The sequence below is a fragment of the Sphingomonas psychrolutea genome (assembly GCF_014636175.1).
GTDB classification, from domain to species: Bacteria; Pseudomonadota; Alphaproteobacteria; order Sphingomonadales; family Sphingomonadaceae; genus Sphingomonas; species Sphingomonas psychrolutea.
In genome coordinates this window covers 1-23920 of the sequence record NZ_BMDW01000016.1, presented here as the reverse complement: position 1 = coordinate 23920, position 23920 = coordinate 1, and the positions used below count along the sequence as shown (strand labels likewise).

Below are 23920 nucleotides of genomic sequence, written 5' to 3'. Positions count from 1 at the left end.
CACGCGCAGAATTGCCAAAAGCGCGTGCTTTTTCGGGGAGGCAATGATGCGGATCGGGTTGCGGATTTTGGTGCTCGCAGGCGTGCTTCTGCCGGTGGCGGCAGAGGCCATGACGGTCGAGACTTTTCTGTCCAAGGCGAAGGCGTTGCAGGCCAAAGGGCCTTTCGCGCTTGGATCGTCCGATCTGCCATTGTTGCGCGATGAGGTGAAGGATGCCGGGACCGCGTACCGCGCGCAGATCGAGGCCGATCGCCTTGCCGGCAAGCCGCGCCGCGCCTGTCCCCCACCGGTCGGCCAGGCCAAGATCGATTCGAAGGTGGTGATGGCGGAATTTGAAGCCATCCCGCTGGCCAAGCGCAAAGTCAGCGTTCAAGCCGCCTTCTACGCGATGATGGACCGCCGCTTCCCTTGCAAGTGAGCGTTAGCCCATTAATCCCATAACGACCAAAAGCAGCCCGAACGCCGTTAGCGCCACTCCGGCGAAGGACAGAAGAGCGATCGTGCGCCACAATGCCGAACGTTTGCGCAGCGAATAGGCACCACGCAATTGCGCGAACATATGCCCCGGCGGGGCCAGGCATAGCAGGATAACGAATAGCCAATCCGGTGCACCGATAGTGCCGCAAAGGCTGACGACCACGACCAAGAACATCATGAAGGACAAGGAATAGGTCACGAAAATCGCGTGATCGTACAATTTATACTGCGGTCGCCACAAAAACAGCAGGGCGACGAGCGGCAGCGAGATCGGAATAAGCGCCCAGCTATATTTATAGGCGCTCGATTGTAGCTTATAGAGCATTAGGCCGGGATTGGCATTTATCTTGGCAATACTTTTGTCGAGGATCGGCCATTTCGTATAAAATTGTGCGGTGCCCTTGGCAGGCGCGACGAGATTGCGCGCCTTGTTGAGCGTCCGCAACTGGCTCCGTGCCTCGATCGTCCGCGCGGTGTCGCCGTTGCCCTTCTGCGTCGCCTCTGCCGCCGCAAGCGCGACCTTCGCCAATGCGATCTGCTTGTCGATGTTCTCCACCGCAACCAGTTGCTGCTTGGGCGTTAGGCCAATGCCGTCGACGTCGCCGCTGAAGGTATGAATCGTCGCGAACATGAGGAAGACGGAAAACAGAAAGAGCGCGAGCGGCGAGACGAAGCGCGCACGCTCCCCTGCGATATAGCGCCGCGCCAGCTCGCCCGGGCGGGTGAACAGCATCGGCAAGGTGCGCCAGATCTTGCCCTCGAAATGGAAGACGCCGTGCAGCAGATCGTGCCCGATCGAGGCGAGGGTACGATGCACATGGCCCGCCTGGCCGCAGGCGTAACAGAATTCGCCGCGCAGCGTGGTCCCGCAATTGAGACACAGGCCGTGCTCGTGTTGCCCGCTGGCGCGCGTCTCCCCCGCATGCGGCTCGACCGCGCGACCGAGCAATGCCCCCGTGGCGATATCGCCTGCTGCTGCCATTTCCCCCGACATGGACCGCAACATATCACCGGCTGCGGCAGAAGCGATAGTTTTTGCGGCACTGCACGCTCCCGTGATACCGCCCCCGCAATGACCGACACCGTCGCCCTGATCGCCGAGTTTACGACGCGCGCCCGCGCGGCCGCACGCATGCTCGCGACGCTGTCGACCGCGACCAAGGCGCAAGCGCTGCGCGCCGCCGCCGAGGCGCTGCGCGGGGCCGAACCGGTAATCCTGGCGGCCAATGCGGTCGACATGACAAAGGCGGCGGAGGCGGGTCTGTCGGGCGCGATGCTCGATCGGTTGCAGCTCGATGCCGGGCGCGTCGCGGCGATGGCCGACGGGGTTGCTGCGGTCGCGGGGCTTGCCGATCCGGTCGGCGCGGTGATCGACGAAACCACGCGGCCTAACGGCCTCGTCCTGCGCCGCGTGCGCGTACCGATCGGGGTGCTCGGCATCATCTATGAAAGCCGTCCCAACGTCACCGCCGATGCCGCCGCGCTTGGCGTGATGGCGGGCAATGCCGTGATCCTGCGCGGCGGGTCCGAAGCGATCGAGAGCAACCGCGCGATCCATGCCGCGATGGTTTCGGGCCTCGTTGCGGGCGGCGTGCCGGTCGATGCAGCGCAATGGGTGCCGGTTACCGACCGCGCCGCGGTGGGCGCGATGCTGGCCGCCGACGGATCAAATGGAACAGGAGCGATCGACCTGATCGTGCCACGTGGCGGCAAGGGCCTCGTCGCGCGCGTCCAGAGCGAGGCGCGCGTGCCCGTGCTCGCGCATCTCGACGGGATCAACCATGTCTATGTCGACGGCTCGGCCGATCCAGCAATGGCGGCGGCAATCGTGATCGACGCTAAATTGCGGCGTACCGGGGTTTGCGGCTCGATGGAGACGCTGTTGATCGATCGCGCTTTTCCCGATCCACACGCGCTGATCGACCGGCTGGTTGCGGCGGGCTGCGAGGTTCGTGTCGGGCCGGGGCTGTCCGACGCGCTTCCGCAAGCGACCGAGGCGGATTGGGATACCGAATATCTCGATGCGATCGCGAGCGCCGCGCTGGTCGACGGCGTCGCTGGCGCGATTGCCCATATCGCGCGGCACGGATCGCACCACACCGACGCGATCGTCGCGGCAGACGAAGCGGTGGCGACCCGGTTCCTTGGCCAAGTCGACAGCGCGATCGTCCTGTGGAACGCCTCGACACAATTCGCCGATGGCGGCGAGTTCGGGCTTGGCGCCGAAATCGGCATTGCCACTGGCCGCCTCCACGCCCGCGGCCCTGTCGCGCTGGAGGGTTTGACGACGTACAAATGGGTCGGCCTCGGGACGGGACAGGTGCGGGGTTGACCGGGTGTATCGGATGTATACATTCGATGCATGAGGAAGACTGCTGTCATCACCGCACGAGTCGAATCAGATATTGCTGAGGGTCTTAGTCGTCTGGCGACGCAGTATGATCGCTCCCGAGCATGGCTCGTTGCCAAAGCGGTCACGAAATATGTCGAAGACGAGAGTGCGTTTTTGGCGTCCCTTAAGGAAGGCGAGGATGCGATCGACCGCGGGGATTATCTGACTCAGGAGGAGATGGTAGCCGAGGTCGAGCGGTGGAGGCAGAATCGGAAGCGTCCCGTTTGACCCGCGTGATATGGTCGTTTCCGGCCCGCGACGATATCTTCGATATTCTCGACTATTACGATGCGATTGATCCCGCATTTGCTGACGACATCGCAGCGCGGATCGACCACGGGCCAACATCGCTTCTGTCAAACCCGAGCATCGGCTCCCCCGTCGACGGGGGCTATCGAAAATGGAGGGTCCGCGGAACGCCGTTTCTTCTCTTCTATGTCGTGCGCCAAGCCGAAATCGAAATTCGACGCGTGCGACATTATCGCGAACATTGGCGCGATACATGACCCGCATCGGCATTCTCGGCGGGTCGTTCAACCCGGCGCATGGCGGGCACCGTGCGATCAGTCTCGCCGCGCTCGATGCGCTCGGGCTCGATGAAGTCTGGTGGCTGGTCTCGCCCGGCAATCCGCTCAAGGAGCAGAGCGGCGACATGGCCCCGTTCGCCGCGCGCTTCGCCTCGGCGGTCCGAGTCGCGCGGCATGCGCCAATCCGGGTGAGCGCGATCGAACAGCGACTCGGCACGCGCTACACGGTCGACACTCTCGCCAAATTGCGGCGGCTCTACCCCAAAAAACAGTTCATCTGGCTGATGGGATCGGACAATCTGGCGCAGTTCGACCAGTGGAAAGGGTGGCGGCGGATCGCGCGTGAGGTTCCGATTGCGGTTATCGCGCGTCCGGGGTATGAACGGGCGGCTCTCGCGGCTCCCGCGATGGGTTGGTTGCGGCGCGCAGTTCGGCCCGCATACCAGGCGAAGAACTGGACGCAGTGGAGATTGCCGGCACTCGTGCTGTTGCGCTTCCGCCCCGACCCGCGCTCCGCGACACAGCTTCGTGCTGCCGATCCCGCCTGGCAGCGGCATTTCCTGCCAGCCGCTCCGTCTCCACCGTCAGAATAGGAATCATCTTGGCCTCATCTTCTCCTGCGTATCGCGCGTCCGAACCCGATGCGGTCGAGGCGCTCCATCGGCTGGTACTCGCGTCGCTCGACGACGATCAGGCGGTCGACACGATTTCGATCCCGCTGGCGGGCAAATCGAGCATCGCCGATTATATGGTGATCGCCAGCGGTCGCTCGACCCGGCAGGTCGCCTCGATGGCGCAAAAGCTCGCCGAGAAGATCAAGGCCGAGTTCGGCCGCCCTTCGCGGATCGAAGGCTTGCCGACGGCGGATTGGGTGTTGCTCGATGCCGGGGACGTGATCGTCCATCTGTTCCGGCCCGAAGTGCGCAGCTTCTACAATCTCGAACGGATGTGGGCGTTTGGCGATGCACCGACCCCGCCGGTCGTGCCGGTGCTTGGGGACTAGAGCTTCCCGACCGCGCTTCCCCCGCGAAGGCCGGGGTCCAGCAGCGCGCGGCGAGATGGCGAGCGCGGCGCTTCGTGACCGAAGCCGTCGCAACTAGGCCCCGGCCTTCGCCGGGGAAGCGTGGGGACGGTCCCTTCGCAACGGAGGTGGGGATGCTCCTGCACATCGTCGCGCGCGGGCGGATCGGGCGTGGGCCCGAGGCGGAACTGGTCGAGCGCTACGTCAAGCGGTTGTCCTGGCCGTACAAGCTGACCGAATTGCCCGATACCGGCGGCAAGATGCCCGCGGTTGAGCCGGGCTGCCGTATCGTCATGCTTGACGAGACCGGGCAAGTCCTGCCCTCGCGCGATTTCGCCGCGACTCTCGAAAAGTGGCGCGATGCGGGCGTGCGCGAGGCGCGCTTCCTGATCGGCGCGGCCGACGGCTTCGACGATGCGCAGCGTAGCGCGGCCGACCTGCTGCTCAGCTTCGGGCGGGCGACCTGGCCGCATTTGCTGGCGCGCGCGATGCTCGCCGAACAATTGTGGCGCGCGACGAGCATCCTTGCCAACCATCCGTATCACCGCGAAGGGTGAGCCATGCGGGGGCGGCTTCTTCTCTTGGCGATGGCGATCGGCGCGGCTGGCGCGGGCGTTGCACTCGCGCAATCCCCCGACGACCAACGCGCGCGCCTGGCCGAGGCGAAGGCGCAATCCGAGGCTGCAGCGGCTCGCTCGGCCAATCTGGAACGGCAAGCCGCCGCCGAACGCGATCAGGCGCAGCAAGCGCGCGCGCAGGAAGCCGCCATTGCCGCCCGTGTTCAGCAGGCCGAGACCGATATCGCCGCCGGACAGGCGCGGATCGCGATCGTCGAGCGCTTGCTTGGCGAGCAGCGCGCGCGGCTGGCCGCGAAGCAAGCGCCGGTCGTGCGGTTGATGGCGGCGCTGCAATCGCTGGCGCGACGCCCCGCGATTATCAGCGTGGTCCAGCCCGGATCGGTCGATGATCTGGTCCATGTCCGCGCGGTGCTCGCCAACACGATGCCCGTGATCCGCGCGCGCACCGCCGATGTGCGCGCCGATCTCGCGCGCACCCGCGCGCTCCAGACACAGGCCAGTGTTGCGACCGCAGCACTCGCCGAAAGCCGTGCCCGGCTTGAGGCGCAGCGGCTCGCGCTCACCCGGCTTGAGGCGGAACACCGCCTGCGCTCGCGCGCGCTCGGGCGCGATGCTTTGTTCGAATCCGACCGCGCGATCGCGCTCGGCGAAAAGGCGCGCGATATCGTCGATCTGATGGGGACGATCGGCAATCAGGCCGCGACGCGCGAGGCGCTCGAATCGCTCCCCGGCCCCCTTCCGCGTCCGCCGCGCCCCGGCGAAAGTGTCGCGCCGATCGACCGCATCGCCTGGTCGCGCGCTGCGCCGCCATACCGGCTGCCGGTTCAGGGCAAGATCGTCACCGGCCTCGGGGAGGTCTCGGATGCGGGCGTGCGGTCGCGCGGGATCACGATCGCACCGCTCGCCAGCGCCGAGATCGTCGCGCCCGCCGCTGGTCGGATTGCCTTCGCCGGCCCGTTCCGCGCGTATGGCAGCATCGTAATCATCGATCATGGTGGCGGCTGGACGTCGCTGGTTTCCGGACTCGCCGTGGTTTCTACCCAGATCGGCGATACGGTCGTACAGGGCGCGCCGATCGGCCAAGCGGGTAATGGCACAAACCCGCGCGTCACGGTCGAGCTACGGCGACGCGACCGTGCGATCGATCTGACCGCTCTGGTCGGATGAGGCTGGCTGAACGTCAGCCGCCGTTCATCCCACCTGCGCTTTGATCCGCGGACAAACCCCGCTACAGTCTGCCAAACACCCCGCCCAACACCCCGCTGTCACGAGTATCCGACGATGTCGCGCTTCACTACTTCGCTGCTCCAGGCATCCGCGATCGCTGCGGTGCTCGCGATCGTCCCCGTGGGCACCAGCGCGATGGCGGCGGTCGATACCGGTGCGTATCGCGAGATGTCGGTGTTTCTTGACGTGTATAACCGCGTGAAGGCCGAATATGTCGACAAGGTCGATGATAAGGTGCTGGTCAAAGGTGCGATCGAGGGGATGCTCGCCGCGCTTGATCCGCACAGTGCGTATGAAACCGGGCTCGATTATCAGAACCTCCGGATCCAGACTCTCGGCAGCTATGGCGGACTCGGCCTGACCGTTACGATGGAAGACGGCGCAGTGAAGGTGATCGCGCCGCAGGAGGATTCGCCGGGCTGGCGCGCCGGAATCAAATCGGGCGACTATATCACGCACATCAATGGCAAGCTCATTTTCGGCCAGACGCTCGACGAAGCGATCAGCGCGATGCGCGGCGAGCCCGGCACGCGGATCGCGCTCACCTTGCTCCGTCCCGGTCGGCCCAAGCCGATCGAAGTCGCGCTGGTGCGCGAGAAGATCGTGCAGAAGCCGGTCAAATGGAGCGTCAAGGACGGCGTCGGCGTGATCAACATCAACGCCTTTTCCGAACATACCGGCGAAGCGGTGACGGCGGCGATCAGGGGCATCCAGAAGCAGCTCGGCCATGATCCGCTCGGCTATATCGTAGATCTGCGCGACAATGGCGGCGGCTTGCGCGACGAATCGATTGCGGTCGCCGACAATTTCCTGTCCGGCGGCGAAATCGTTTCGCAGCGCGGACGCGACAAGGCCGATATCGAGCCATTCTACGCCGAATCCTATGTAAAGGGCGATCTGGCGCACGGCGTGCCGATCATCGTGCTGACCAACGCGGGGACCGCGTCGGCGTCGGAGATCGTCGCGGGCGCGCTACAGGATCATCACCGCGCGCTGGTGATGGGCGAGCGGTCGTTCGGCAAGGGATCGGTGCAGACCGTGATCGATCTCGGCGACAATGCCGCGCTGCGCCTGACCACGTCGCGTTATTATACGCCGTCGGGCCGATCGGTGCAGGAAGGTGGGATCGAACCCGATATCGCCGTCCCGCAAATCTCCGACCCCGATTACAAGTCGCGTCCTGTGTTCCGCGAAGACGATCTGCGCCGTCATTTGATCAATGAGGTCAAGGCCGACAATGCCGCGATCGAAGAGGATGGCAAACCCGACCCGCGCTTCGCGGCCACCGCCGATCAACTCAAGGCAAAAGGCGTGGACGATTTCCAATTGAGCTATGCGCTGAAGACGATCGGTCGTCTGTCGGGCGCGCCGCAAGCGGTGGCGGCGAAGTAGCGTGCGCGATCGGTTCGATACGGCGCGCTTGCTCGCGCTAGGCGTGCCGCTGGCGCTGCTTGGCGGTGCGCTGATCTCGCAATATGTCGGGCATCTCTATCCGTGTGAGCTGTGCTGGTATCAGCGCTATCCGCATATCGCCGCGCTTGCCTTGGCGGCGCTCGCCTTCGTCATGCCGGGGCGTCCCGCGCGCGGTGTTTTGGTTGGGCTGGCGGCGGTTGCGATCCTGCTTAGCGGCGCGATCGGCGTGTTCCATGCCGGGGTGGAATATCATTGGTGGCAGGGCTTCACCGCATGCACCTCGACGATGTCGGGTCCGGTCACGCTCGACAGCATCATGAGCGCGCCGATCGTGCGCTGCGACGTCGCGCAATGGCGTTTGTTGGGAATATCGCTTGCCGGGTTCAACGCGCTCTTTTCGATCGGCGGTGCAATCGCCATCTTCGCCCTGATGCAGAGGAAACGCGCATGAGTGGATGGAAGCCGGGAGATGCCAAGCGGCTGACCGATTCGATGGTTCGAGTCGATCAGGCGGGCGAATATGGTGCGACGCGTATCTATGCCGGTCAGCTGGCGGTGCTGGGCGATCGCAGCCCTGCCGCGCGCGCGATTGCGGGCATGGCCAATCAGGAAGCCCGCCACCGTGCGTTTTTCGATGCAATGATGGCGCGGCGCAGCGTGCGCCCGACGCTGCTGCAACCGATCTGGAACGTCGCAGGCTTCGCACTCGGTGCGGTGACGGCAGCGTTTGGGCCAGAGGCGGCGATGGCGTGTACGGCTGCGGTGGAGACCGAGATCGACAAGCATTATGCCGAACAGCTCGTTGTGCTAGGCGATAGCGATCCGGAATTGTCGGATGCGATCCGCGATTTCCAGGCCGAAGAGGTCGAGCATCGCGAGACCGCGCTGGCGGCGGGGGCAGAAAACACGCCGGGCTATCCGGTGTTGAGCGGCCTGATCCGCCTCGGGTGTAAGGTCGCGATCGCGACCGCGAAACGGATTTGACGGGAGACGGGATCATGAAAAGCCTGACGACAAAGGCCGTAACGGCAGTGGCAGCGACGATGGCGGCTTTTGGCGGGCTGACCGCAGCACCCGCCGTCGCGCAGGGCGTCACCGCGCCACCGCTGATCATCTACGGCAGCCAGAAATGCCCGACCGATGCCGATGGCAATGAAATTGTGGTATGCGTAAAGCGCCCGCCCGGTGAACAATTCCGCATTCCCAAGGAATTGCGCGAACTGAAGGTGACCCCGGAAAACGAAAGCTGGGCGGCCAAGGCGTCCGCGAACGATCGCGTCGGTCAGGACGGCATCGGCAGCTGCTCGAACGTTGGGGCGGGCGGTGCGACGGGATGCTTCGTTCAGGCTGGCCGCGCTTACAAAAAGCAGAAACAGGAAAACAAGGCCGATCAGCGCGCGGTCGATGCGGCGATCGTTCCCTGATCTGATGCGCTGAGGGGGCGGCATGGCGACACTCGCACGACAAACGCGGTCCACCGCCAAATCGCTGGTGTCCGACAGCTATGAACGCTTTCTGGCGATCGCCGCCGGTCTGCTGTTCGTGACGATCCTGTTCGCGCTCGCCAAGGGCTCTGCGCACTGGGGACAATTGCCGTTGGTCGTTTGGGGGCATCTCGTCACGGTGATGACGGCGCTCGCGCTCACGCCCGTGATGCTGCTGCGGCCGCGTGGAGACACCACGCATCGCATGCTCGGTCGGGTCTGGGTCGCCGCAATGTTCCTGACCGCGGTGGAATCGTTCTTCGTGCGCTTCAGCAATCATGGCAATTTCAGCTTCATCCATCTCATCTCGGCCTATGTCGTGATCGTCACCCCGTTGCTGTGGTGGAGCGCGCGCACCCACCGGATCGCCGCACACCGTAGCCAAGTGCGCGGGATGGTGACCGGGGCCTTGCTGATCGCGGGCTTCTTCACCTTGCCTTTCGGGCGCTTGCTCGGCCGGTGGCTGTTCGCCTGACCGGATGACCAAGCAGGACGGGATTGTTCGCGGGCCGCACGGCGTCGCTTTGCTGTTGTTCGCATTGGTATGGTTGTCGTGCGTCTGGTTCGGGTCGTTCGAGCTGAATCCCAACAACGCGACCCGGCTGTTCGGCGCGCTGTCGCTGGTCGAGCGCGGCGAGGCGACGATCGATCGCTATCAAACCCTGACGATCGACAAGGCGCAGTTCACGCGCAAATCCGGCGTACATTATTACATGGACAAGGCGCCGGGCGTGACGCTGATGGCGGCACCCGTGGTGTGGGCGACCAATTGGATCACCGGCGGCAATTCCTATGATCAGGTGATCGACATCACCAACCCGAAGCTCGCCGATTTCTTGCGCTTGCGCCTCGGGCTCGCCGTGGCGTTCGGCGCGGCGCTACTGACGGCGTTTGCGGCGGTATTGCTGCTCGATCTCGGCACTGGCATCACCGGGAGCCCAGCGGCAGGGTTGTTCGCCGCCTTGGGATATGCGCTGGGGTCGATCGTGTGGGGCTGGTCGACCACGTTGTTCGGCCATGCACCCGTCGCGGCGCTCCTGCTGATGGCGACCTGGGCGATCTGGCGCGGCACGTCGGGCGACCGGGAAATCGGGCGCTGGCGCTATCCGCTGATGGCGGGCGCGGCGCTCGGCTGGGCGGTGGCGATCGAATTTCCCTCGGCCTTGGGCGGCATCGCGATCGGGCTGTGGGCGCTGTGGCGTAGCCGCGAGGCGGCATGGCCGATGCGGCGGCGGCTGTATCTGATCGCGGTCGGCACGGCGCTGGTCGCGGTCCTGCCGCTCGCCGCCTATAACCAGTTCGCGTTCGGGACGCCGTTCATGACGGGGTATCAGGGCGTGGTCGGCTTTGGCGGGATGAATGAGGGATTGTTCGGCCTGACCTATCCCAAGCCCGCTGTCCTGTGGGAGATTCTGTTCGGCACGCGGCGCGGGATGTTGTGGGTGGCACCCGTGCTCGTGCTCGGCGCGCTCGGCGTGTCGCGAATGATCCGCGCGCCGGCAACGCGCGATCTGGGGGTGCTGGCGCTGTCGGTCATTCTGATCGTGCTCGCGGTCAACGCGTCATACGCCTATTGGGACGGGGGCGCATCCGTAGGCCCGCGCCATTCGGTGCCGGCGATCCCGTTCCTTGCGCTTGGTCTGGCGCCGTTTTGGGCGTCGCTCCGGGGGATGGGGGCGAAGGTCGCGGCGGCGGCTTTGCTTGGCGCGTCGATGCTGCTCAATTTGGTGGTGGCCGCGACCGATATCTTCGCGCCCGAGACGATGATCACCCCGGTGTGGACGCGCAATTTTGTCGGGCTGTTTGCGCACGCCAAGCTCAATACGGTGCCCAATCTCTATTGGGGGTGGCAGCCGTGGTGGGGCTTTGCGCTGTATCTCGATATTGCGCTGCCGCTGCTGGGGTTGATGCTGTGGTGGACGCGGCGGGCCGATCGTCTCCGCTCAGAATAGCCGCCCGCCATTGGGCACCGACCGGTTCGGCTCGATCAGCACCACCTCGCCCGCCGCATCGGGAAAACCGAGCGTCAGCACTTCGGACATCATTTTCCCGATCTGGCGCGGCGGAAAATTGACGACCGCGGCGACCTGCCGCCCAGGCAATTCCGCGATCGTATAGTGCGCGGTGATCTGCGCCGAGGATTTCTTGATGCCGATCACCGGGCCGAAATCGATCAGCAGCCGGTAGGCGGGTTTGCGCGCTTCGGGAAAGGGTAGTGCCTCGATGATCGTGCCGACGCGGATGTCGACCTTCAGGAAATCGTCGAAGCCGATCAGCGGGGCCGCTTCGGCGGCGGGATCATGCGTCGCGTGCATCGGCCCACCCCGTCAAAAATCGACATCGTCATAATGTTTGGGCGGAACGATCCCCTCCATCCGTTCCGACAATAAGGGACGGAAGCTCGGGCGGCTCTTGAACCCCCGATACCATTTCGCGGTCTGCTCGTGGTGCTTCCAGTCGATCCCGCCGAGATAATCCGCGACCGAAATCTGTGCGGCGGCAGCCAGATCGGCGAGGCTCATCGTCGCGCCCGCCATCCAATTGTGCCGGTCGAGCAGAAAATCGGTATATTCGAGGTGGCGTACTGCCGCCTTCATCGCCGCACGCAGCTTGTTTGAATCGGGCGGTGCCTTGGTGACGATCCTTTTCTCCATCCGCTCGTGCAGCAACGGTGCGACGATATCGGCAAAGAATTGTGTGTCGAACCACGCGACCAGCCGCCGGATTTCGGCGCGGTTGACCGCGGTGCCGCTGATCATCGCATTCTTATCGACAGTTTCCTCAAGATATTCGCAAATCGCCATCGAATCCATCAGCCGCAGGCTGCGTGCGGCGTCGGTCATCACCGGCACTTGCCCCGCCGGGTTCATGTCGAGGAATTCGTCGCGCTGCTCCCACGGATATTCGCGCACGAGTTCGCACCCCACGCCCTTTTCGCCGAGCAAAAGGCGGACTTTGCGTGAAAAGGGACAGAGCGCGAATTGATGGAGTTGCCACATTGCGCGACGTTAGCCCCGTCGGACACCAGACGGAAGACGCGGTGACGCGCCGTCGCCGATTATCCGCGCGTAGGCGCTCACTCCGCCGCGATTTGCTCCAACTGGTCATCGAGCGGGTGGCTCAACCGCGTCAGCATTTCCTTCGGCACAACTTGCCAGAAATGCTCGACCACGCGGCCCCAATCGTCGAGCAAAGCACCCGACCATTTCGAATCGGTCGCTGCGTGATGCGCGCGCACCAGACCGAGCAAAGTCGCTTCCCAATGCAGCGAGGACAGCCGGTTCCACGTGATGTTCTCTGGGTTCGCGCGGCGCGGGAAGCGGCCTTCGGGATCATAGACGAACGCCATCCCCCCGGTCATGCCAGCGCCGAAATTCGCGCCGACCGTACCGAGTACGACCGCGATGCCGCCGGTCATATATTCGCAGCCATTGGCGCCGCAGCCTTCGACCACGACGCTCGCGCCCGAATTGCGCACCGCGAAACGTTCGCCGGCCTGGCCAGCGGCATAAAGGCTGCCCGAGGTTGCGCCGTACAGCACGGTGTTGCCGATGATCGTATTGTCCTGGCTCGCGAGCGGGGAGGAGACGACCGGGCGCACCGCGATGATGCCACCGGACAGGCCCTTGCCGACATAGTCATTGGCGTCGCCGAACACTTCGAGCGTAATGCCCTTGCACAGGAAGGCGCCGAGCGATTGCCCCGCCGATCCGCGCAGCCGGACATGGACGTGCCCGTCCGCCAGCGCCGACATGCCGAAAGTGCGCGTGATCTCGCTCGACAGGCGCGTGCCGACCGCGCGGTGCGTGTTGCGCACCGAATAGGTCAGCTGCATCTTCTCGCGCCGGCTGAACACCGCAGCGGCATCCTTGAGGATCTGCGCATCGAGGCTGTCGGGGACTTCGTTGCGCCGCCCGGTCAGGCTGAAGCGGCGCTGATCGTCGGGCGCGTCGACCTTGGCGAGGATCGGGTTCAAGTCGAGATCGTCGAGATGCTCCGCGCCGCGGCTGACCTGGCGGAGCAATTCGGTGCGACCGATCACTTCGTCAAGGCTGCGGAAGCCGAGCCGGGCGAGGATGTCGCGGACTTCTTCGGCGATGAAGGTCATCAGATTGATGACCTTTTCGGGGGATCCGCTGAATTTGGCGCGGAGCTTCTCATCCTGCGTGCAGACCCCGACCGGGCACGTGTTCGAATGGCATTGGCGGACCATGATGCAGCCCATCGCGACGAGGCTGAGCGTGCCGATGCCGAATTCTTCGGCCCCGAGGATGGCGGCAATGACGATGTCGCGTCCGGTCTTGAGCCCGCCATCGGTGCGCAGCTTGATCCGCCCGCGCAGGCCGTTGAGCGTCAACGTCTGGTTGACCTCCGAAAGCCCCATTTCCCACGGTGTGCCGGCATATTTGATGCTGGTCTGCGGGGACGCGCCCGTGCCGCCGACATGGCCGGCGATCAGGATCACGTCGGCATGCGCCTTGGCGACGCCCGCCGCGACGGTGCCGATCCCGGCCGAGGAGACGAGTTTGACGCACACCCGCGCGATCGGGTTGATCTGCTTCAGATCGTAAATGAGCTGCGCCAGATCCTCGATCGAATAAATGTCGTGGTGCGGCGGTGGGGAGATCAGCGTCACGCCGGGGGTGGCGTGGCGCAGCTTCGCGATGAATTCGGTCACCTTGAAGCCGGGCAATTGCCCGCCCTCACCGGGCTTGGCCCCTTGCGCGACCTTGATCTCGATCTCGTCGCAAGCGTTGAGATATTCCGCCGTCACACCGAAACGCCCGCTCGCGATTTGCTTCACGGCCGAATTGGCGTTGTCGCCGTTTGGATAGGGGTGATAGCGCGCGCTGTCCTCGCCGCCTTCGCCCGACACGGCCTTCGCGCCGATCCGGTTCATCGCGATGGCGAGCGTCTCATGCGCTTCGGGGCTGAGCGCGCCCAACGACATGCCCGGCGTCACGAAGCGCTTGCGGATCTCGGTGATCGCCTCGACCTGATCGACCGCGACGCCCTCCGCCGGGAAATTGAACTGTAGCAAATCGCGCAGATAGACCGGCGGCAGGCTTTCCACCCCGCGCGAGAATTGCAGATAGGTCGAGTAGGAATCGGTCGCGACCGCATTTTGCAGCAAGTGCATCAATTGCGCCGAGTAAGCGTGCGTCTCGCCGGTGTGGCGCTGGCGATAGAAACCGCCGATCGGCAGCGTCGCAACGCCCTCGTCAAACGCCTTGTCGTGGCGCAATTGCGCGTTGAGGTGGAGCGAGGCATAGCCCTCGCCCGAAATCTTCGCGGGCATGCCGGGGAACAGATCGTTGACCAGCGCCCGGCTCAAACCCACCGCCTCGAAATTATAGCCGCCGCGATACGACGAGATCACCGCGATCCCCATTTTCGAGATGATCTTGAGCAACCCCTCTTCGACCGCGGTGCGATGCCGCGCGAGACACTGGTCGAGCGTCAGATCGCCGAACAGCCCACGCGCCTGGCGGTCGGCGATCGATGCCTCGGCCAGATAGGCATGGACCGTCGTCGCGCCGACGCCGATCAGCACCGCATAATAATGCGTGTCGAGGCATTCGGCGGTCTGGATGTTGATGCTGGCGTAGGAGCGCAAGCCCATCCGCACGAGATGCGTATGCACGGCCGCTGCCGCGAGCACGCCGGCAATGCCGATCCGGTCGGGGCCGATCGTGCGGTCGGTCAGGAACAATTCGGTCCGGCCCTCGCGTACTGCCGTCACCGCTTCGGCCCTGATCCGCGCGATCGCGGCGCGCAACGTTTCCGCGCCGCCACCGGCCTCAAAGGTGCAGTCGATTTCGGCCGCCTGCGCGCCGAAATGCGTCTTCAGCCGCGCCCAGTCGGTGCCATCGAGCACGGGCGATTCGAGCACCAGCACGCCATCGCGCCGGTCCTCGGTGTCAAGGATATTGGCGAGATTGCCGAACCGCGTGCGGAGCGACATGACATGGCGTTCGCGCAACGGGTCGATCGGCGGGTTGGTGACCTGGCTGAAATTTTGCCGGAAGAATTGGCTGATCAAGCGTGGCTTGTCGGAAATGACGGCGAGCGGGGTATCGTCGCCCATCGATCCGATCGCTTCCTTGGCCCCTTCGACCATCGGCGACAGGATCAGCTCCATATCCTCCATCGTCTGCCCGGCGGCGACCTGGCGACGCGTCAGCTCGGCGCGATCGTACCGCGCGATGACCTCGCCCGTTGGCATCGGCAAATCGGCGATCGTGGTGAACGCGCCGATCATCGCGGCATAATCGGCTTCGCCCGCGATTTTGTCTTTCACCGCGCGATCGTGGAGCAATTCGCCCTTGTCGAGATCGACCGCGATCATTTCGCCCGGGCCCAAGCGGCCCTTTTCGATGATCGTCGATTCAGGGACGACGACCATGCCGCTTTCGGACCCGACGATCAGCAAACCGTCGATCGTGCGGACGTAGCGCAAGGGACGCAGCGCATTGCGGTCCATGCCGGCGACGGCCCAGCGGCCATCGGTCATCGCGAGCGCGGCGGGGCCGTCCCACGGCTCCATCACCGAGGCGAGATATTGGTACATCGCGAGATGCTCGGGCGGCATGTCGCTGTTGGGCGCCATTGCTTCGGGCACCAGCATCAGCTTGGCGGTGGGGGCATCGCGGCCCGAACGGCAAATCGCCTCGAACACGCAATCGAGCGCCGCCGTGTCGGATGCGCCCGCCGGGATCACCGGCTTGATGTCCTCCGAATGCTCGCCGAACGACAGGCTCGCCATTTTGATCTCGTGGCTGAGCATCCAATTCTTGTTGCCGCGGATCGTGTTGATTTCGCCATTATGGGCAAGGCAGCGGAAGGGCTGCGCCAGCCACCATTGCGGGAAGGTGTTGGTCGAATAGCGCTGATGAAAGATCGCGACGCGGCTTTCGAAGCGCATGTCGCACAAATCGGGATAGAAGACCGACAGGCTCTCGGCGAGGAACAGGCCCTTGTAGATGATCGACACGCACGACAGGCTGCAGACGTAGAAGCCCTGGATTTGCGCTTCGATCACGCGCTTTTCGATGCGGCGGCGGACGAGATAGAGGTTCTTCTCAAATTCGGCGGCGCTGGCCTCGTCGGGCAGGGGGCCGGCGATCATGATTTGCTCGATCTCGGGGCGCGTGGCGAGGCCCTTCTGCCCGATCACCGAGACATCGACCGGCACTTGCCGCCAGCCATAGATGGTATAGCCCTCGTCGATGATCACGCTTTCGATGATCGTGCGGCACGCTTCCTGTGCGCCGAGATCGGTGCGCGGCAGGAAGATCATGCCGACCGCGAGCCGGTTGGGCAGCGGCTTGTGGCCCGAGGCGGCGATCGCATCGTCGAAGAATTTGAGCGGCAGATCGATGTGGAGGCCCGCGCCATCGCCGGTCTTGCCGTCGGCATCGACCGCGCCGCGGTGCCACACGGCCTTCAGCGCATCGATCGCCGATTGCACGACACGGCGCGACGGCGTGCCGTCAGTTGCGGCGACGAGGCCGACGCCGCAGGCATCGCCCTCGAATTCGGGGCGATACATGCCGTGTTCGGCGAGATAGGCGCGTTGGTCGGTCATATCAGATGTTCCGTGCGCAGAGCGGCGATGGTCCGGCGGGTTTGGGAGATTAGATCCGGAAGATCGGCCCATGCGCGGTTGGCGCGTTGCGCGCGGGCAGCGACATTGGTTGGGTAATCGTGGACGAGAATATTGCGCGTTGCGCTGATTTCCAACCAACGATCAGCGCTCGCGATACCACCCAGCGCTTCAACCCGACGGAACTGGTTTCGTGCAGACAGGCCGACGACGGTCTCCCCCGAAAGTACCAGATAGCCTCGAAATAGCTTCCGGCTCGTCAAATCGTAAAGTTGTTCGAACATTCGCAACAAAGCGTGCAGTCGCTCCCATGGATCGTCTCCCCAATTCTGCAGATCGGCGGGATCGACGGGCAGTAAATGCCGCATCCGATCGATCAACCGATCGAGATGGGCGGCCAGGTGTTCGGCGGCTTGAGCGGCCTCAGTGGTGGCTTCTGATACTTCGTCCGGGTTCACAATATGAGTCCATCGCGCAACGCAGCGCGGTCAATCCATTGAGGGTCGGCACCGCGCGCATGCACGACAATGTCAATCTGCTCTTCGTCCAGCGCTTTCCAGATCAGTGTTCGGAACTGCACCTCATGATCGACATCGGCCATTTCGGGGGACGCCTCGATGTGTAGGTCGATATCGCCACCCCGTCGGGCATCGTCTGCGCGGCTGCCGAACAGGCGGACGACCGCGTCCGCTCCAAATGCGCATGCGGCGGCGACCTTGATCGCCGAAATCTGATCGCTTGAAAGCCTCACGCCGCTTTCCTCCCCGCGCTCGCCTTCGCCTTCAGATATTTGTGCATGCTCGCCGCGACATCACGCCCGTCGCGGATCGCCCACACTACCAGCGACGCACCGCGCACGATGTCGCCCGCCGCGAACACGCCGTCGAGGCTGGTCATCAGCGTCTTGTTGTCGACCAGCACGGTGCCCCAGCGCGTCACGCCAAGCTCGCGTGCGCCGAACAGCGTTGGCAGATCCTCGGCATCAAAGCCGAGCGCCTTGATCACCAGATCGGCGGGGATGTCGAACCCGCCGGCCGGATCGATCTCGGGCGCGCGGCGGCCGCTCGCGTCGGGCGCGCCGAGCCGCATCGCGCTCGCCTTGACGCCCGTCACGGTCTCGCCGCCGACGAAGCTCTCGGGCGCGGAGAGCCAGACGAACTCGACGCCTTCCTCCTCGGCATTGGTCACTTCGCGTTGCGAACCCGGCATGTTGGCGCGGTCGCGGCGGTAGAGGCATTTTACCGAGGCGGCACCCTGGCGCACCGCGGTGCGGACGCAATCCATCGCGGTATCGCCGCCGCCGATCACCACGACATGCTTGCCCGCCGCATTCAGGCTGCCATCATCGAACGCGGGGACGGCGTCGCCAAAGCCCTTGCGGTTGGACGCGGTTAGGAATGCGAGCGCATCGACCACGCCATCCGCCTCAACGCCGGGGGCCTTGATGGCGCGCGCGCGGTACACGCCGGTCGCGATCAGCACTGCGTCGTGGCGTTGGCGCAGCTCGTCCATGCTCGCGTCGCGCCCGACTTCGAAGCTTTCGTGAAACACGATCCCGCCCGCCTTCAACCGCTCGACGCGGCGCATCACCACGGGCTTCTCGAGCTTGAAGCCGGGGATGCCGTAGGTCAGCAGACCGCCCGCGCGATCATAACGGTCGTAGATGTGGACGTCATAACCGTTGACGCGCAGATATTCCGCCGCGCTGAGGCCCGCCGGCCCCGCGCCAATCACCGCGACCGATTGTCCGCGCGCGGCGCCCGGCACGAGCGGCTCGACCCAGCCTTCTTCCCACGCGGTATCGGTGATGAACTTCTCGACCGCGCCGATCGTAACCGCGCCATGGCCGGAAAACTCGATCACGCAATTGCCTTCGCACAGCCGGTCCTGCGGACAGATGCGCCCACAAATCTCGGGCATGGTCGAGGTGGCGTTGCTGAGCTCGTACGCCTCGCGCAGCCGCCCTTCTGCGGTCAGCCGCAGCCAGTCAGGGATATGGTTGTGCAGCGGGCAATGCACCGAGCAATACGGCACGCCGCATTGCGAACAGCGCCCGGCCTGATCCTCGGCATCGGGCATCGCATAGCGATCGGCGATCTCACGGAAATCCTCGGCACGGATCTCGGGCTCGCGCTTCGCCGGATAGGCTTGATCGCGATCGACGAACTTCAACAGCGACGTGTCGGCCATGGTGCACCCCTTCGAGTGCGGCGGATAGCGCGACATACCTGTGCTGTCACGCAGAAAACGCTTAATAGGACAGGAGTTATGTCCTATTAAGCAGAGTGTCGCTAGATCGAGCCGATAAACCGACCGATCTTTTCCAATAGCAGGACCGTATCGGACCTATAGCGTGAAGAGCCAGATCAGCGCCGCGCTGCCCGCGACGATGCGATACCAGGCAAAGGGGACGAAGCCGAAGCGGGTAACGATCCCGATGAACCCGCGCACCACGATTACGGCAACCACGAACGCGACGACGAATCCCAGCGCGATCGCCCCGAACCCCACGCCGACACCGCTCATCAACGCGTCGCGATTCTTGACCAGTTCGAGCGTCGTCGCGCCGAGCATCGTCGGGATTGCGAGGAAAAAGCTGAATTCCGCCGCCGTCCGCCGCTCGACCCCGAGCGCCAGCGCGCCGAGGATCGTCGCACCCGATCGGCTGACGCCCGGCACCATCGCCAGGCATTGCAGGAAACCGATGCCGACCACTTTGCCGAGAGGAATCTCCGCCACGCCGACGATATCGCTCTTGGGCGCGAACCGCTCGACCGCGATGATCGCGAAGCCGCCCACGATCAACGCGATCGACACCACTTCGGCATTGCCGAGCAACGCTTCGATCTGCTTGTGGATTGCGAGACCAATCACGGCCGCCGGCACGAACGCGACGAGCACGTTGCGCACGAAGCGGATCGACACCGGATCGCGCTTCAACAGCCCCAGCCCGACCGCCCAGAACGTCCGCCAATACAGAACGACGATCGCGAGAATCGCGCCCAATTGGATCACGATGTTAAATACTGCCCATTTCTCGGCATCGTAGCCGAGCAATTTGGTCGCCAGGATAAGGTGACCGGTCGAGGACACCGGCAGGAATTCGGTCACTCCCTCGACAATGCCGAGCAGAATGATGTTGATAATATCGGTCACGAAATTCCCCTATCGAGCCGCGTTCACGTGGCCGTCGGTGCTGCGAAGCGACCGCCCTTGCGGTAACGCACGAGCCAGCCCGCCGCCACGGCGTCGAGCGGCGTCGGTGTGATACCCAGCGCCTTTAGCCCATCGCTGCCCGTGACGACATTGTCGTTTGCCAACATCTTCCACTGGTCGGTCGTGATCGGCGCACCGGGCAGGAAGCCCAAGGTGGCAATCGCCGCGCCGATCGCGTCAGGCAGTTCGACGATCGCCCGCTTGCGCCCCGTTGCCTTGGCGATCCAGCGGACCAGCGCGCCCATCGACACGATATCCGGGCCGCCGAGCTCGAGCGTCTTGCCTGCTGCCAAATCGGGGTTTGCCAGCGCCGCCGCCACCGCCTGCGCGACATCGCCGACATAGACCGGCTGGAACTTGGTGCCGGCGCGCAACACGGGCACGATCGGGGCGCTGGCGATCATCGCGGCGAAGCGATTGACGAATTGATCTTCGCGCCCGAACACGATCGAAGGCCGCAGGATCGTTGCCGCAGCAAACGCCGCGCGCACTGCCGCCTCGCCCTCGCCCTTTGAGCGGCCATAGGCCGAAGCGGACGCCGCATCCGCCCCGATTGCGGAAACATGGACGAATGCAGCGACTCCGGCCTGCGCTGCTGCCTCGGCGACGATTCGCGCGCCCTCGACTTGCACCTTCTGAAAATTGCCGTTGAGGATGCCGACCAGATTGACCACTGCATCCGACCCCGCGACGGCATGCGCGATCGATTCGGGCTTGGAAATGTCGGCCGCCACGAATTGCGTCTGGCCGAGTCCGCCCAAGGGTTTGAGGAAAAACGCCCGCCGCGGATCGCGTTGCGCGATCCTTACCCGCGCGCCGCCTTCCAACAGCACCTGCGCGACATAGCGCCCGAGGAACCCCCCGCCGCCAATCAGCGTAACCAATGTGTCCGTCATGTGCGCATGTCCTTGGGGGCAAATCCCGGTCGCCGACCCTTGCCCCAGCACGCCCTTGGTTGACAAGGCCAAGTCAGCCGCCCTAAGGGCCGCCCCCTACCTGATGTTTAAAGCTCTTGGGCTTGACGACTTTTGTGCCCGGATGGCGGAATTGGTAGACGCACCAGCTTCAGGTGCTGGCGCTCGCAAGGGCGTGGAGGTTCGAGTCCTCTTCCGGGCACCAGCACTACAGAAACCGTTGAAAATGCTACGAAATCGTCGTCTCGACGGTCCTCAAAGCGTATTTGCTACGACAAACTGCTACGGAAAAATGGCTTATCTTCAGGCCGAAAGTCCCCAAAAACCGTCGTTAATGGGGGCCGTGTTTGCTACGGGAACCTGCTACGAGATTGGCCCAAGGGCGTGTTTCGACGAGGCCGCACGCTTTATTATCGGCACACCGTCCCGGTTGATGCTCAGCCACTGTTCACTCGGATAGAAATCTGGCGCTCGCTGGGGACCGACAGCCTCGCCATCGCCCTGCGCAGATTGCCGGGCGTCGTCGCACGGATCGAAACAGAAATTGAGCACATTCGGGCAATGGCGGGTTTGCCGATCGATGCGACGCTTATCCGACCGTATAAAGACGATTCTGCCGAGCGCCCGATCCCGATATCGCCTCCAGCCGTTGCTATCTTTCAGCCCGATCGGCCCCTCACGCTCGCCGAGGCATATGACAACTATATCGACGATCCGACCCGCGCTTGGACCGCCAGCACGCGGGAGGCATATGAGACGAGTCGGAAGCTGGCGATCGCGGTGATCGGTGAGGCAGTTCCCATCGCATCGCTCTCTCGCGCGCACTGCCGTGATCTGCTGGACGTTCTGCGTTTCCTCCCTGCCAACGCGGGCAAGCTATTCCCGAAGCTCTCGCCCCGCGAAGCGGCGGATCGGGCGCGCGTACGCGGCGACATCAAGATCATCAGCGCAGCGAACGCCAACTCGCTCATTTCGAACATGAGCAGTTTCTTCAACTGGGCGGTCAATGAGGAACTGCTCACGCGTAACCCGGCTCGCGGGCTTCGTCTGCCTGACCCCATTAACAAGCGCGACAAGCGCCTACCTTTCGCTCGCGCGCAGCTTGATGCCATCTTCAACGCGCCCCTCTATCGCGGCTGCATCGACGGGGAGCGGGGCTACAATAAGGTCGGCAATCAGCGCCCGCGCATGGCGCGGTTCTGGGTGCCGCTGATCGCTTTGTTCACCGGCGCGCGGCTTGGCGAAATCTGCCAGCTTGATGCGACTGACATCCGCACTGTCGATGGTGTCGATTGTATCGTTGTTAGCCTTGAGTCGCTGGTCGGGAGCACCGACAAGCATTTGAAGACCACCGCCAGCGACCGGATGATTCCGGTCCATCCAATACTCATTGATTGCGGGCTACTTCACTTTGCTAACGCAAAACGGAACGCGGGCGAGAAGAAGCTCTTCGACGATATCGAGACGGGCTCAACTGGCTCGCGACCGGTCGCTTTCAGCAAATGGTTCACCCAATTCCTACGGGCATGCGGCGCACAACGAAGCCGCACTTCGTTCCACTCGTTTCGGCATAACTTCCGAGACGAGCTACGCGCCGCGCGAATCGATCACGACATCGCTCTATTTTTGGGCGGATGGACATCGGGGTCATCAAGAAGCGCAGTCCATGAAAACTATGGCAGTGGCTATCGGGTAGAAACACTTAACGAGTCGGTGAGGAAGCTCTCATTCGGCCACATCGATCTCCACCATTTATGTATGGGCTCTGATAATGGGGTCGTCGATCGACGCGCCTAACATTGACTAAGCAAGGGGAGAGTGCACCATACTGCTAACTATCGACCGACAGCGAGTTTTCAATGGCTCTTTCAACATTTGCCGACGCGGTTTTAGATTCGGACCAGTTTTCCAAGCGGCATCTGCTACTGGGGAACGGTTTCAGCATCGCGTGCCGAGCCGACATTTTTCACTATGGCTCGTTGTTCGCCCAAGCTGACTTTGCGGCAGTGCCCGAGGTGGTCGCGGTCTTCGAAGCGTTGGGCACCCAAGATTTCGAGGCAGCTATCCGCGCTCTGGAAAATGCGGCAGGTATCCTCCCTGCTTATGCGCCCCACGATGCTGCGTCGGTCGCCAAAATGATCGAACATGCGGCTGCCCTAAAAGAGATTTTGGTGCAAACAATCGCTGGAAACCATCCACATATTCCTTCGGATATACCTCACGACAGGTTTTGGGCATGCCGTCGATTTCTCGCGCACTTTCTTGCAGGGGAGAAGGGAGGTTGTGTTTTTACTTTGAACTATGACTTGCTACTTTATTGGGCATTGATGCACGATGACATGCCTTTTGAAAATCCGATCAATTTGTCGATAAGCCACGGGTTCGGCAACGATGAAGATGCGCCAGACGCGGAATATGTCGTGTGGCAAGGTGAAACTAACGCCCATAGTGCGTGCGTGATATTCTTGCATGGAGCGCTGCATCTGTTCGACTCTGGTAAGGAGCTTCTCAAATACACTTGGGTTCGCAAAGGTGTCCCGTTGATTGAACAAGCCAGAAGCGCCTTAAATAACGGTGCATTCCCATTGTTTGTCGCCGAGGGTACAAGTGGCCAAAAAAAACAAAAATCCGGCACAACGCCTACCTTTATCAGGGCTTCAAGCAGTTCACCGCCAACGTCCAGCAGGGTAGGCACTGCCTCTTCATCTTTGGTCATTCGCTGGCAGAAAATGACGACCACATCCTTACTCGTATCGGCCGAGGACGTTTCAAGAAGCTGTATGTCGGGATATTCGGCGACCCCCTACACCCTGTGAACGAGGCAATCATGGCGCGTGCAGAAGCCCTTTCAAACTTGCGACAGGTGAAGTGGCCGCTTGAGGTCTCGTTCTACGATGCGGAGTCGGCGAATGTTTGGGGGCCATAAGCGGCGTTTATTTTGGACGATCATCGTTCACCGGCGTAGCAAACACGGCCCCCATTAACGACGGTTTTTGGGGACTTTCGGCCTGAAGATAAGCCATTTTTCCGTAGCAGTTTGTCGTAGCAAATACGCTTTGAGGACC

General features: G+C 63.4%; 23 protein-coding genes, 1 tRNA gene and 1 pseudogene. 16 read left to right on the top strand and 9 right to left on the bottom strand.

The window, feature by feature from the left end:
• Positions 1 to 43 precede the first annotated feature (43 nt).
• Positions 44 to 418 carry a hypothetical protein gene (locus IEV62_RS12820; protein ID WP_229733110.1) on the top strand — a complete coding sequence of 125 codons (375 nt, stop codon included), beginning with the start codon at positions 44 to 46 and terminating at the stop codon, positions 416 to 418.
• Between the two features lie 3 nt (positions 419 to 421).
• On the opposite strand, the gene IEV62_RS12815 is transcribed toward IEV62_RS12820, so the two are convergent.
• Positions 422 to 1471 (bottom strand): DUF3667 domain-containing protein, encoded by a 1050-nt coding sequence (locus tag IEV62_RS12815; RefSeq protein WP_188448086.1) that lies wholly within the window; start codon positions 1469 to 1471, stop codon positions 422 to 424.
• 78 nt (positions 1472 to 1549) lie between these two features.
• Between IEV62_RS12815 and IEV62_RS12810 the strand changes: the two genes are divergently transcribed.
• From IEV62_RS12810 to IEV62_RS12750, 12 genes are all read left to right on the top strand, one after another.
• Positions 1550 to 2809 carry a glutamate-5-semialdehyde dehydrogenase gene (locus tag IEV62_RS12810; protein WP_188448084.1) on the top strand — a complete coding sequence of 420 codons (1260 nt, stop codon included), beginning with the start codon at positions 1550 to 1552 and terminating at the stop codon, positions 2807 to 2809.
• A 257-nt stretch (positions 2810 to 3066) separates the two neighbouring features.
• Positions 3067 to 3375: a type II toxin-antitoxin system RelE/ParE family toxin gene (locus IEV62_RS12800; protein ID WP_188448079.1), complete on the top strand. Its 309-nt coding sequence runs from the start codon at positions 3067 to 3069 to the stop codon at positions 3373 to 3375.
• On the top strand, positions 3372 to 3989 hold the full coding sequence (locus IEV62_RS12795) for a nicotinate-nucleotide adenylyltransferase (RefSeq protein ID WP_188448077.1): 618 nt from the start codon (positions 3372 to 3374) through the stop codon (positions 3987 to 3989). Before IEV62_RS12800 ends, IEV62_RS12795 begins: the two co-directional genes overlap by 4 nt.
• An 8-nt stretch (positions 3990 to 3997) precedes the next feature.
• On the top strand, positions 3998 to 4399 hold the full coding sequence (gene rsfS / locus IEV62_RS12790) for a ribosome silencing factor (RefSeq protein WP_188448075.1): 402 nt from the start codon (positions 3998 to 4000) through the stop codon (positions 4397 to 4399).
• A 152-nt stretch (positions 4400 to 4551) separates the two neighbouring features.
• Entirely contained in the window at positions 4552 to 4974 is a 423-nt protein-coding gene (locus IEV62_RS12785; RefSeq protein WP_188448073.1) for a 23S rRNA (pseudouridine(1915)-N(3))-methyltransferase RlmH, read from the top strand.
• 3 nt (positions 4975 to 4977) lie between these two features.
• Positions 4978 to 6162 carry a murein hydrolase activator EnvC family protein gene (locus IEV62_RS12780; RefSeq protein WP_188448071.1) on the top strand — a complete coding sequence of 395 codons (1185 nt, stop codon included), beginning with the start codon at positions 4978 to 4980 and terminating at the stop codon, positions 6160 to 6162.
• 114 nt (positions 6163 to 6276) lie between these two features.
• Entirely contained in the window at positions 6277 to 7614 is a 1338-nt protein-coding gene (locus IEV62_RS12775; protein ID WP_188448069.1) for a S41 family peptidase, read from the top strand.
• A 1-nt stretch (position 7615) separates the two neighbouring features.
• Complete coding sequence (locus IEV62_RS12770; protein ID WP_188448067.1) at positions 7616 to 8086, top strand: disulfide bond formation protein B; 471 nt, start codon at positions 7616 to 7618, stop codon at positions 8084 to 8086.
• Complete coding sequence (locus IEV62_RS12765) at positions 8083 to 8619, top strand: demethoxyubiquinone hydroxylase family protein (protein ID WP_188448065.1); 537 nt, start codon at positions 8083 to 8085, stop codon at positions 8617 to 8619. The genes IEV62_RS12770 and IEV62_RS12765 overlap by 4 nt, the downstream gene beginning before the upstream one ends.
• 14 nt (positions 8620 to 8633) lie before the next feature.
• Complete coding sequence (locus IEV62_RS12760; RefSeq protein WP_188448063.1) at positions 8634 to 9059, top strand: hypothetical protein; 426 nt, start codon at positions 8634 to 8636, stop codon at positions 9057 to 9059.
• Positions 9060 to 9081: 22 nt separating this feature from the next.
• Positions 9082 to 9594: a DUF2306 domain-containing protein gene (locus IEV62_RS12755; RefSeq protein WP_188448061.1), complete on the top strand. Its 513-nt coding sequence runs from the start codon at positions 9082 to 9084 to the stop codon at positions 9592 to 9594.
• Between the two features lie 4 nt (positions 9595 to 9598).
• Positions 9599 to 11071: a glycosyltransferase family protein gene (locus IEV62_RS12750; protein WP_188448060.1), complete on the top strand. Its 1473-nt coding sequence runs from the start codon at positions 9599 to 9601 to the stop codon at positions 11069 to 11071.
• On the opposite strand, the gene IEV62_RS12745 is transcribed toward IEV62_RS12750, so the two are convergent.
• The 8 genes from IEV62_RS12745 to IEV62_RS12710 form a co-directional block, all read right to left on the bottom strand.
• Entirely contained in the window at positions 11063 to 11434 is a 372-nt protein-coding gene (locus IEV62_RS12745; RefSeq protein WP_188448058.1) for a tRNA-binding protein, read from the bottom strand. The genes IEV62_RS12750 and IEV62_RS12745 overlap by 9 nt on opposite strands.
• A gap of 12 nt (positions 11435 to 11446) precedes the next feature.
• The gene (locus IEV62_RS12740; RefSeq protein ID WP_188448056.1) at positions 11447 to 12118 is read right to left on the bottom strand and encodes a glutathione S-transferase family protein; all 672 of its coding nucleotides are present in this window, start codon (positions 12116 to 12118) and stop codon (positions 11447 to 11449) included.
• A 77-nt stretch (positions 12119 to 12195) separates the two neighbouring features.
• On the bottom strand, positions 12196 to 16707 hold the full coding sequence (gene gltB, locus IEV62_RS12735; RefSeq protein ID WP_188448054.1) for a glutamate synthase large subunit: 4512 nt from the start codon (positions 16705 to 16707) through the stop codon (positions 12196 to 12198).
• On the bottom strand, positions 16704 to 17183 hold the full coding sequence (locus tag IEV62_RS12730) for a hypothetical protein (RefSeq protein ID WP_188448052.1): 480 nt from the start codon (positions 17181 to 17183) through the stop codon (positions 16704 to 16706). Before IEV62_RS12730 ends, gltB begins: the two co-directional genes overlap by 4 nt.
• Complete coding sequence (locus tag IEV62_RS12725) at positions 17180 to 17476, bottom strand: nucleotidyltransferase domain-containing protein (protein ID WP_188448050.1); 297 nt, start codon at positions 17474 to 17476, stop codon at positions 17180 to 17182. The genes IEV62_RS12730 and IEV62_RS12725 overlap by 4 nt, the downstream gene beginning before the upstream one ends.
• On the bottom strand, positions 17473 to 18915 hold the full coding sequence (locus tag IEV62_RS12720) for an NAD(P)-dependent oxidoreductase (protein ID WP_188448048.1): 1443 nt from the start codon (positions 18913 to 18915) through the stop codon (positions 17473 to 17475). Before IEV62_RS12720 ends, IEV62_RS12725 begins: the two co-directional genes overlap by 4 nt.
• Positions 18916 to 19071: 156 nt before the next feature.
• The gene (locus IEV62_RS12715) at positions 19072 to 19881 is read right to left on the bottom strand and encodes an undecaprenyl-diphosphate phosphatase (RefSeq protein ID WP_188448046.1); all 810 of its coding nucleotides are present in this window, start codon (positions 19879 to 19881) and stop codon (positions 19072 to 19074) included.
• 23 nt (positions 19882 to 19904) lie between these two features.
• Positions 19905 to 20837, bottom strand: a complete 933-nt coding sequence (locus tag IEV62_RS12710; protein WP_188448044.1) for a complex I NDUFA9 subunit family protein — start codon at positions 20835 to 20837, stop codon at positions 19905 to 19907.
• A 136-nt stretch (positions 20838 to 20973) separates the two neighbouring features.
• Here IEV62_RS12710 and IEV62_RS12705 point away from each other — a divergent pair.
• The 3 genes and pseudogenes from IEV62_RS12705 to IEV62_RS12695 all read left to right on the top strand — a co-directional run bounded on the left by IEV62_RS12705 (position 20974) and on the right by IEV62_RS12695 (position 23781).
• A tRNA-Leu gene (locus IEV62_RS12705) sits at positions 20974 to 21060 on the top strand.
• Positions 21061 to 21239: 179 nt separating this feature from the next.
• Complete coding sequence (locus IEV62_RS12700) at positions 21240 to 22652, top strand: DUF6538 domain-containing protein (protein WP_188448042.1); 1413 nt, start codon at positions 21240 to 21242, stop codon at positions 22650 to 22652.
• 62 nt (positions 22653 to 22714) lie between these two features.
• A pseudogene (locus IEV62_RS12695) lies at positions 22715 to 23781 on the top strand (DUF4917 family protein).
• Positions 23782 to 23920: the final 139 nt, after the last annotated feature.

Bases quoted from the DNA above. Each gene is read 5' to 3' on its own strand.
- IEV62_RS12820 (WP_229733110.1), top strand. From the start codon at position 44: ATGATGCGGATCGGGTTGCGGATTTTGGTGCTCGCAGGCGTGCTTCTG.
- IEV62_RS12815 (WP_188448086.1), bottom strand. From the start codon at position 1,471: ATGTCGGGGGAAATGGCAGCAGCAGGCGATATCGCCACGGGGGCATTG.
- IEV62_RS12810 (WP_188448084.1), top strand. From the start codon at position 1,550: ATGACCGACACCGTCGCCCTGATCGCCGAGTTTACGACGCGCGCCCGC.
- IEV62_RS12795 (WP_188448077.1), top strand. From the start codon at position 3,372: ATGACCCGCATCGGCATTCTCGGCGGGTCGTTCAACCCGGCGCATGGC.
- IEV62_RS12785 (WP_188448073.1), top strand. From the start codon at position 4,552: ATGCTCCTGCACATCGTCGCGCGCGGGCGGATCGGGCGTGGGCCCGAG.
- IEV62_RS12780 (WP_188448071.1), top strand. From the start codon at position 4,978: ATGCGGGGGCGGCTTCTTCTCTTGGCGATGGCGATCGGCGCGGCTGGC.
- IEV62_RS12775 (WP_188448069.1), top strand. From the start codon at position 6,277: ATGTCGCGCTTCACTACTTCGCTGCTCCAGGCATCCGCGATCGCTGCG.
- IEV62_RS12765 (WP_188448065.1), top strand. From the start codon at position 8,083: ATGAGTGGATGGAAGCCGGGAGATGCCAAGCGGCTGACCGATTCGATG.
- IEV62_RS12760 (WP_188448063.1), top strand. From the start codon at position 8,634: ATGAAAAGCCTGACGACAAAGGCCGTAACGGCAGTGGCAGCGACGATG.
- IEV62_RS12755 (WP_188448061.1), top strand. From the start codon at position 9,082: ATGGCGACACTCGCACGACAAACGCGGTCCACCGCCAAATCGCTGGTG.
- IEV62_RS12750 (WP_188448060.1), top strand. From the start codon at position 9,599: ATGACCAAGCAGGACGGGATTGTTCGCGGGCCGCACGGCGTCGCTTTG.
- IEV62_RS12745 (WP_188448058.1), bottom strand. From the start codon at position 11,434: ATGCACGCGACGCATGATCCCGCCGCCGAAGCGGCCCCGCTGATCGGC.
- IEV62_RS12740 (WP_188448056.1), bottom strand. From the start codon at position 12,118: ATGTGGCAACTCCATCAATTCGCGCTCTGTCCCTTTTCACGCAAAGTC.
- gltB (WP_188448054.1), bottom strand. From the start codon at position 16,707: ATGACCGACCAACGCGCCTATCTCGCCGAACACGGCATGTATCGCCCC.
- IEV62_RS12720 (WP_188448048.1), bottom strand. From the start codon at position 18,915: ATGGCCGACACGTCGCTGTTGAAGTTCGTCGATCGCGATCAAGCCTAT.
- IEV62_RS12710 (WP_188448044.1), bottom strand. From the start codon at position 20,837: ATGACGGACACATTGGTTACGCTGATTGGCGGCGGGGGGTTCCTCGGG.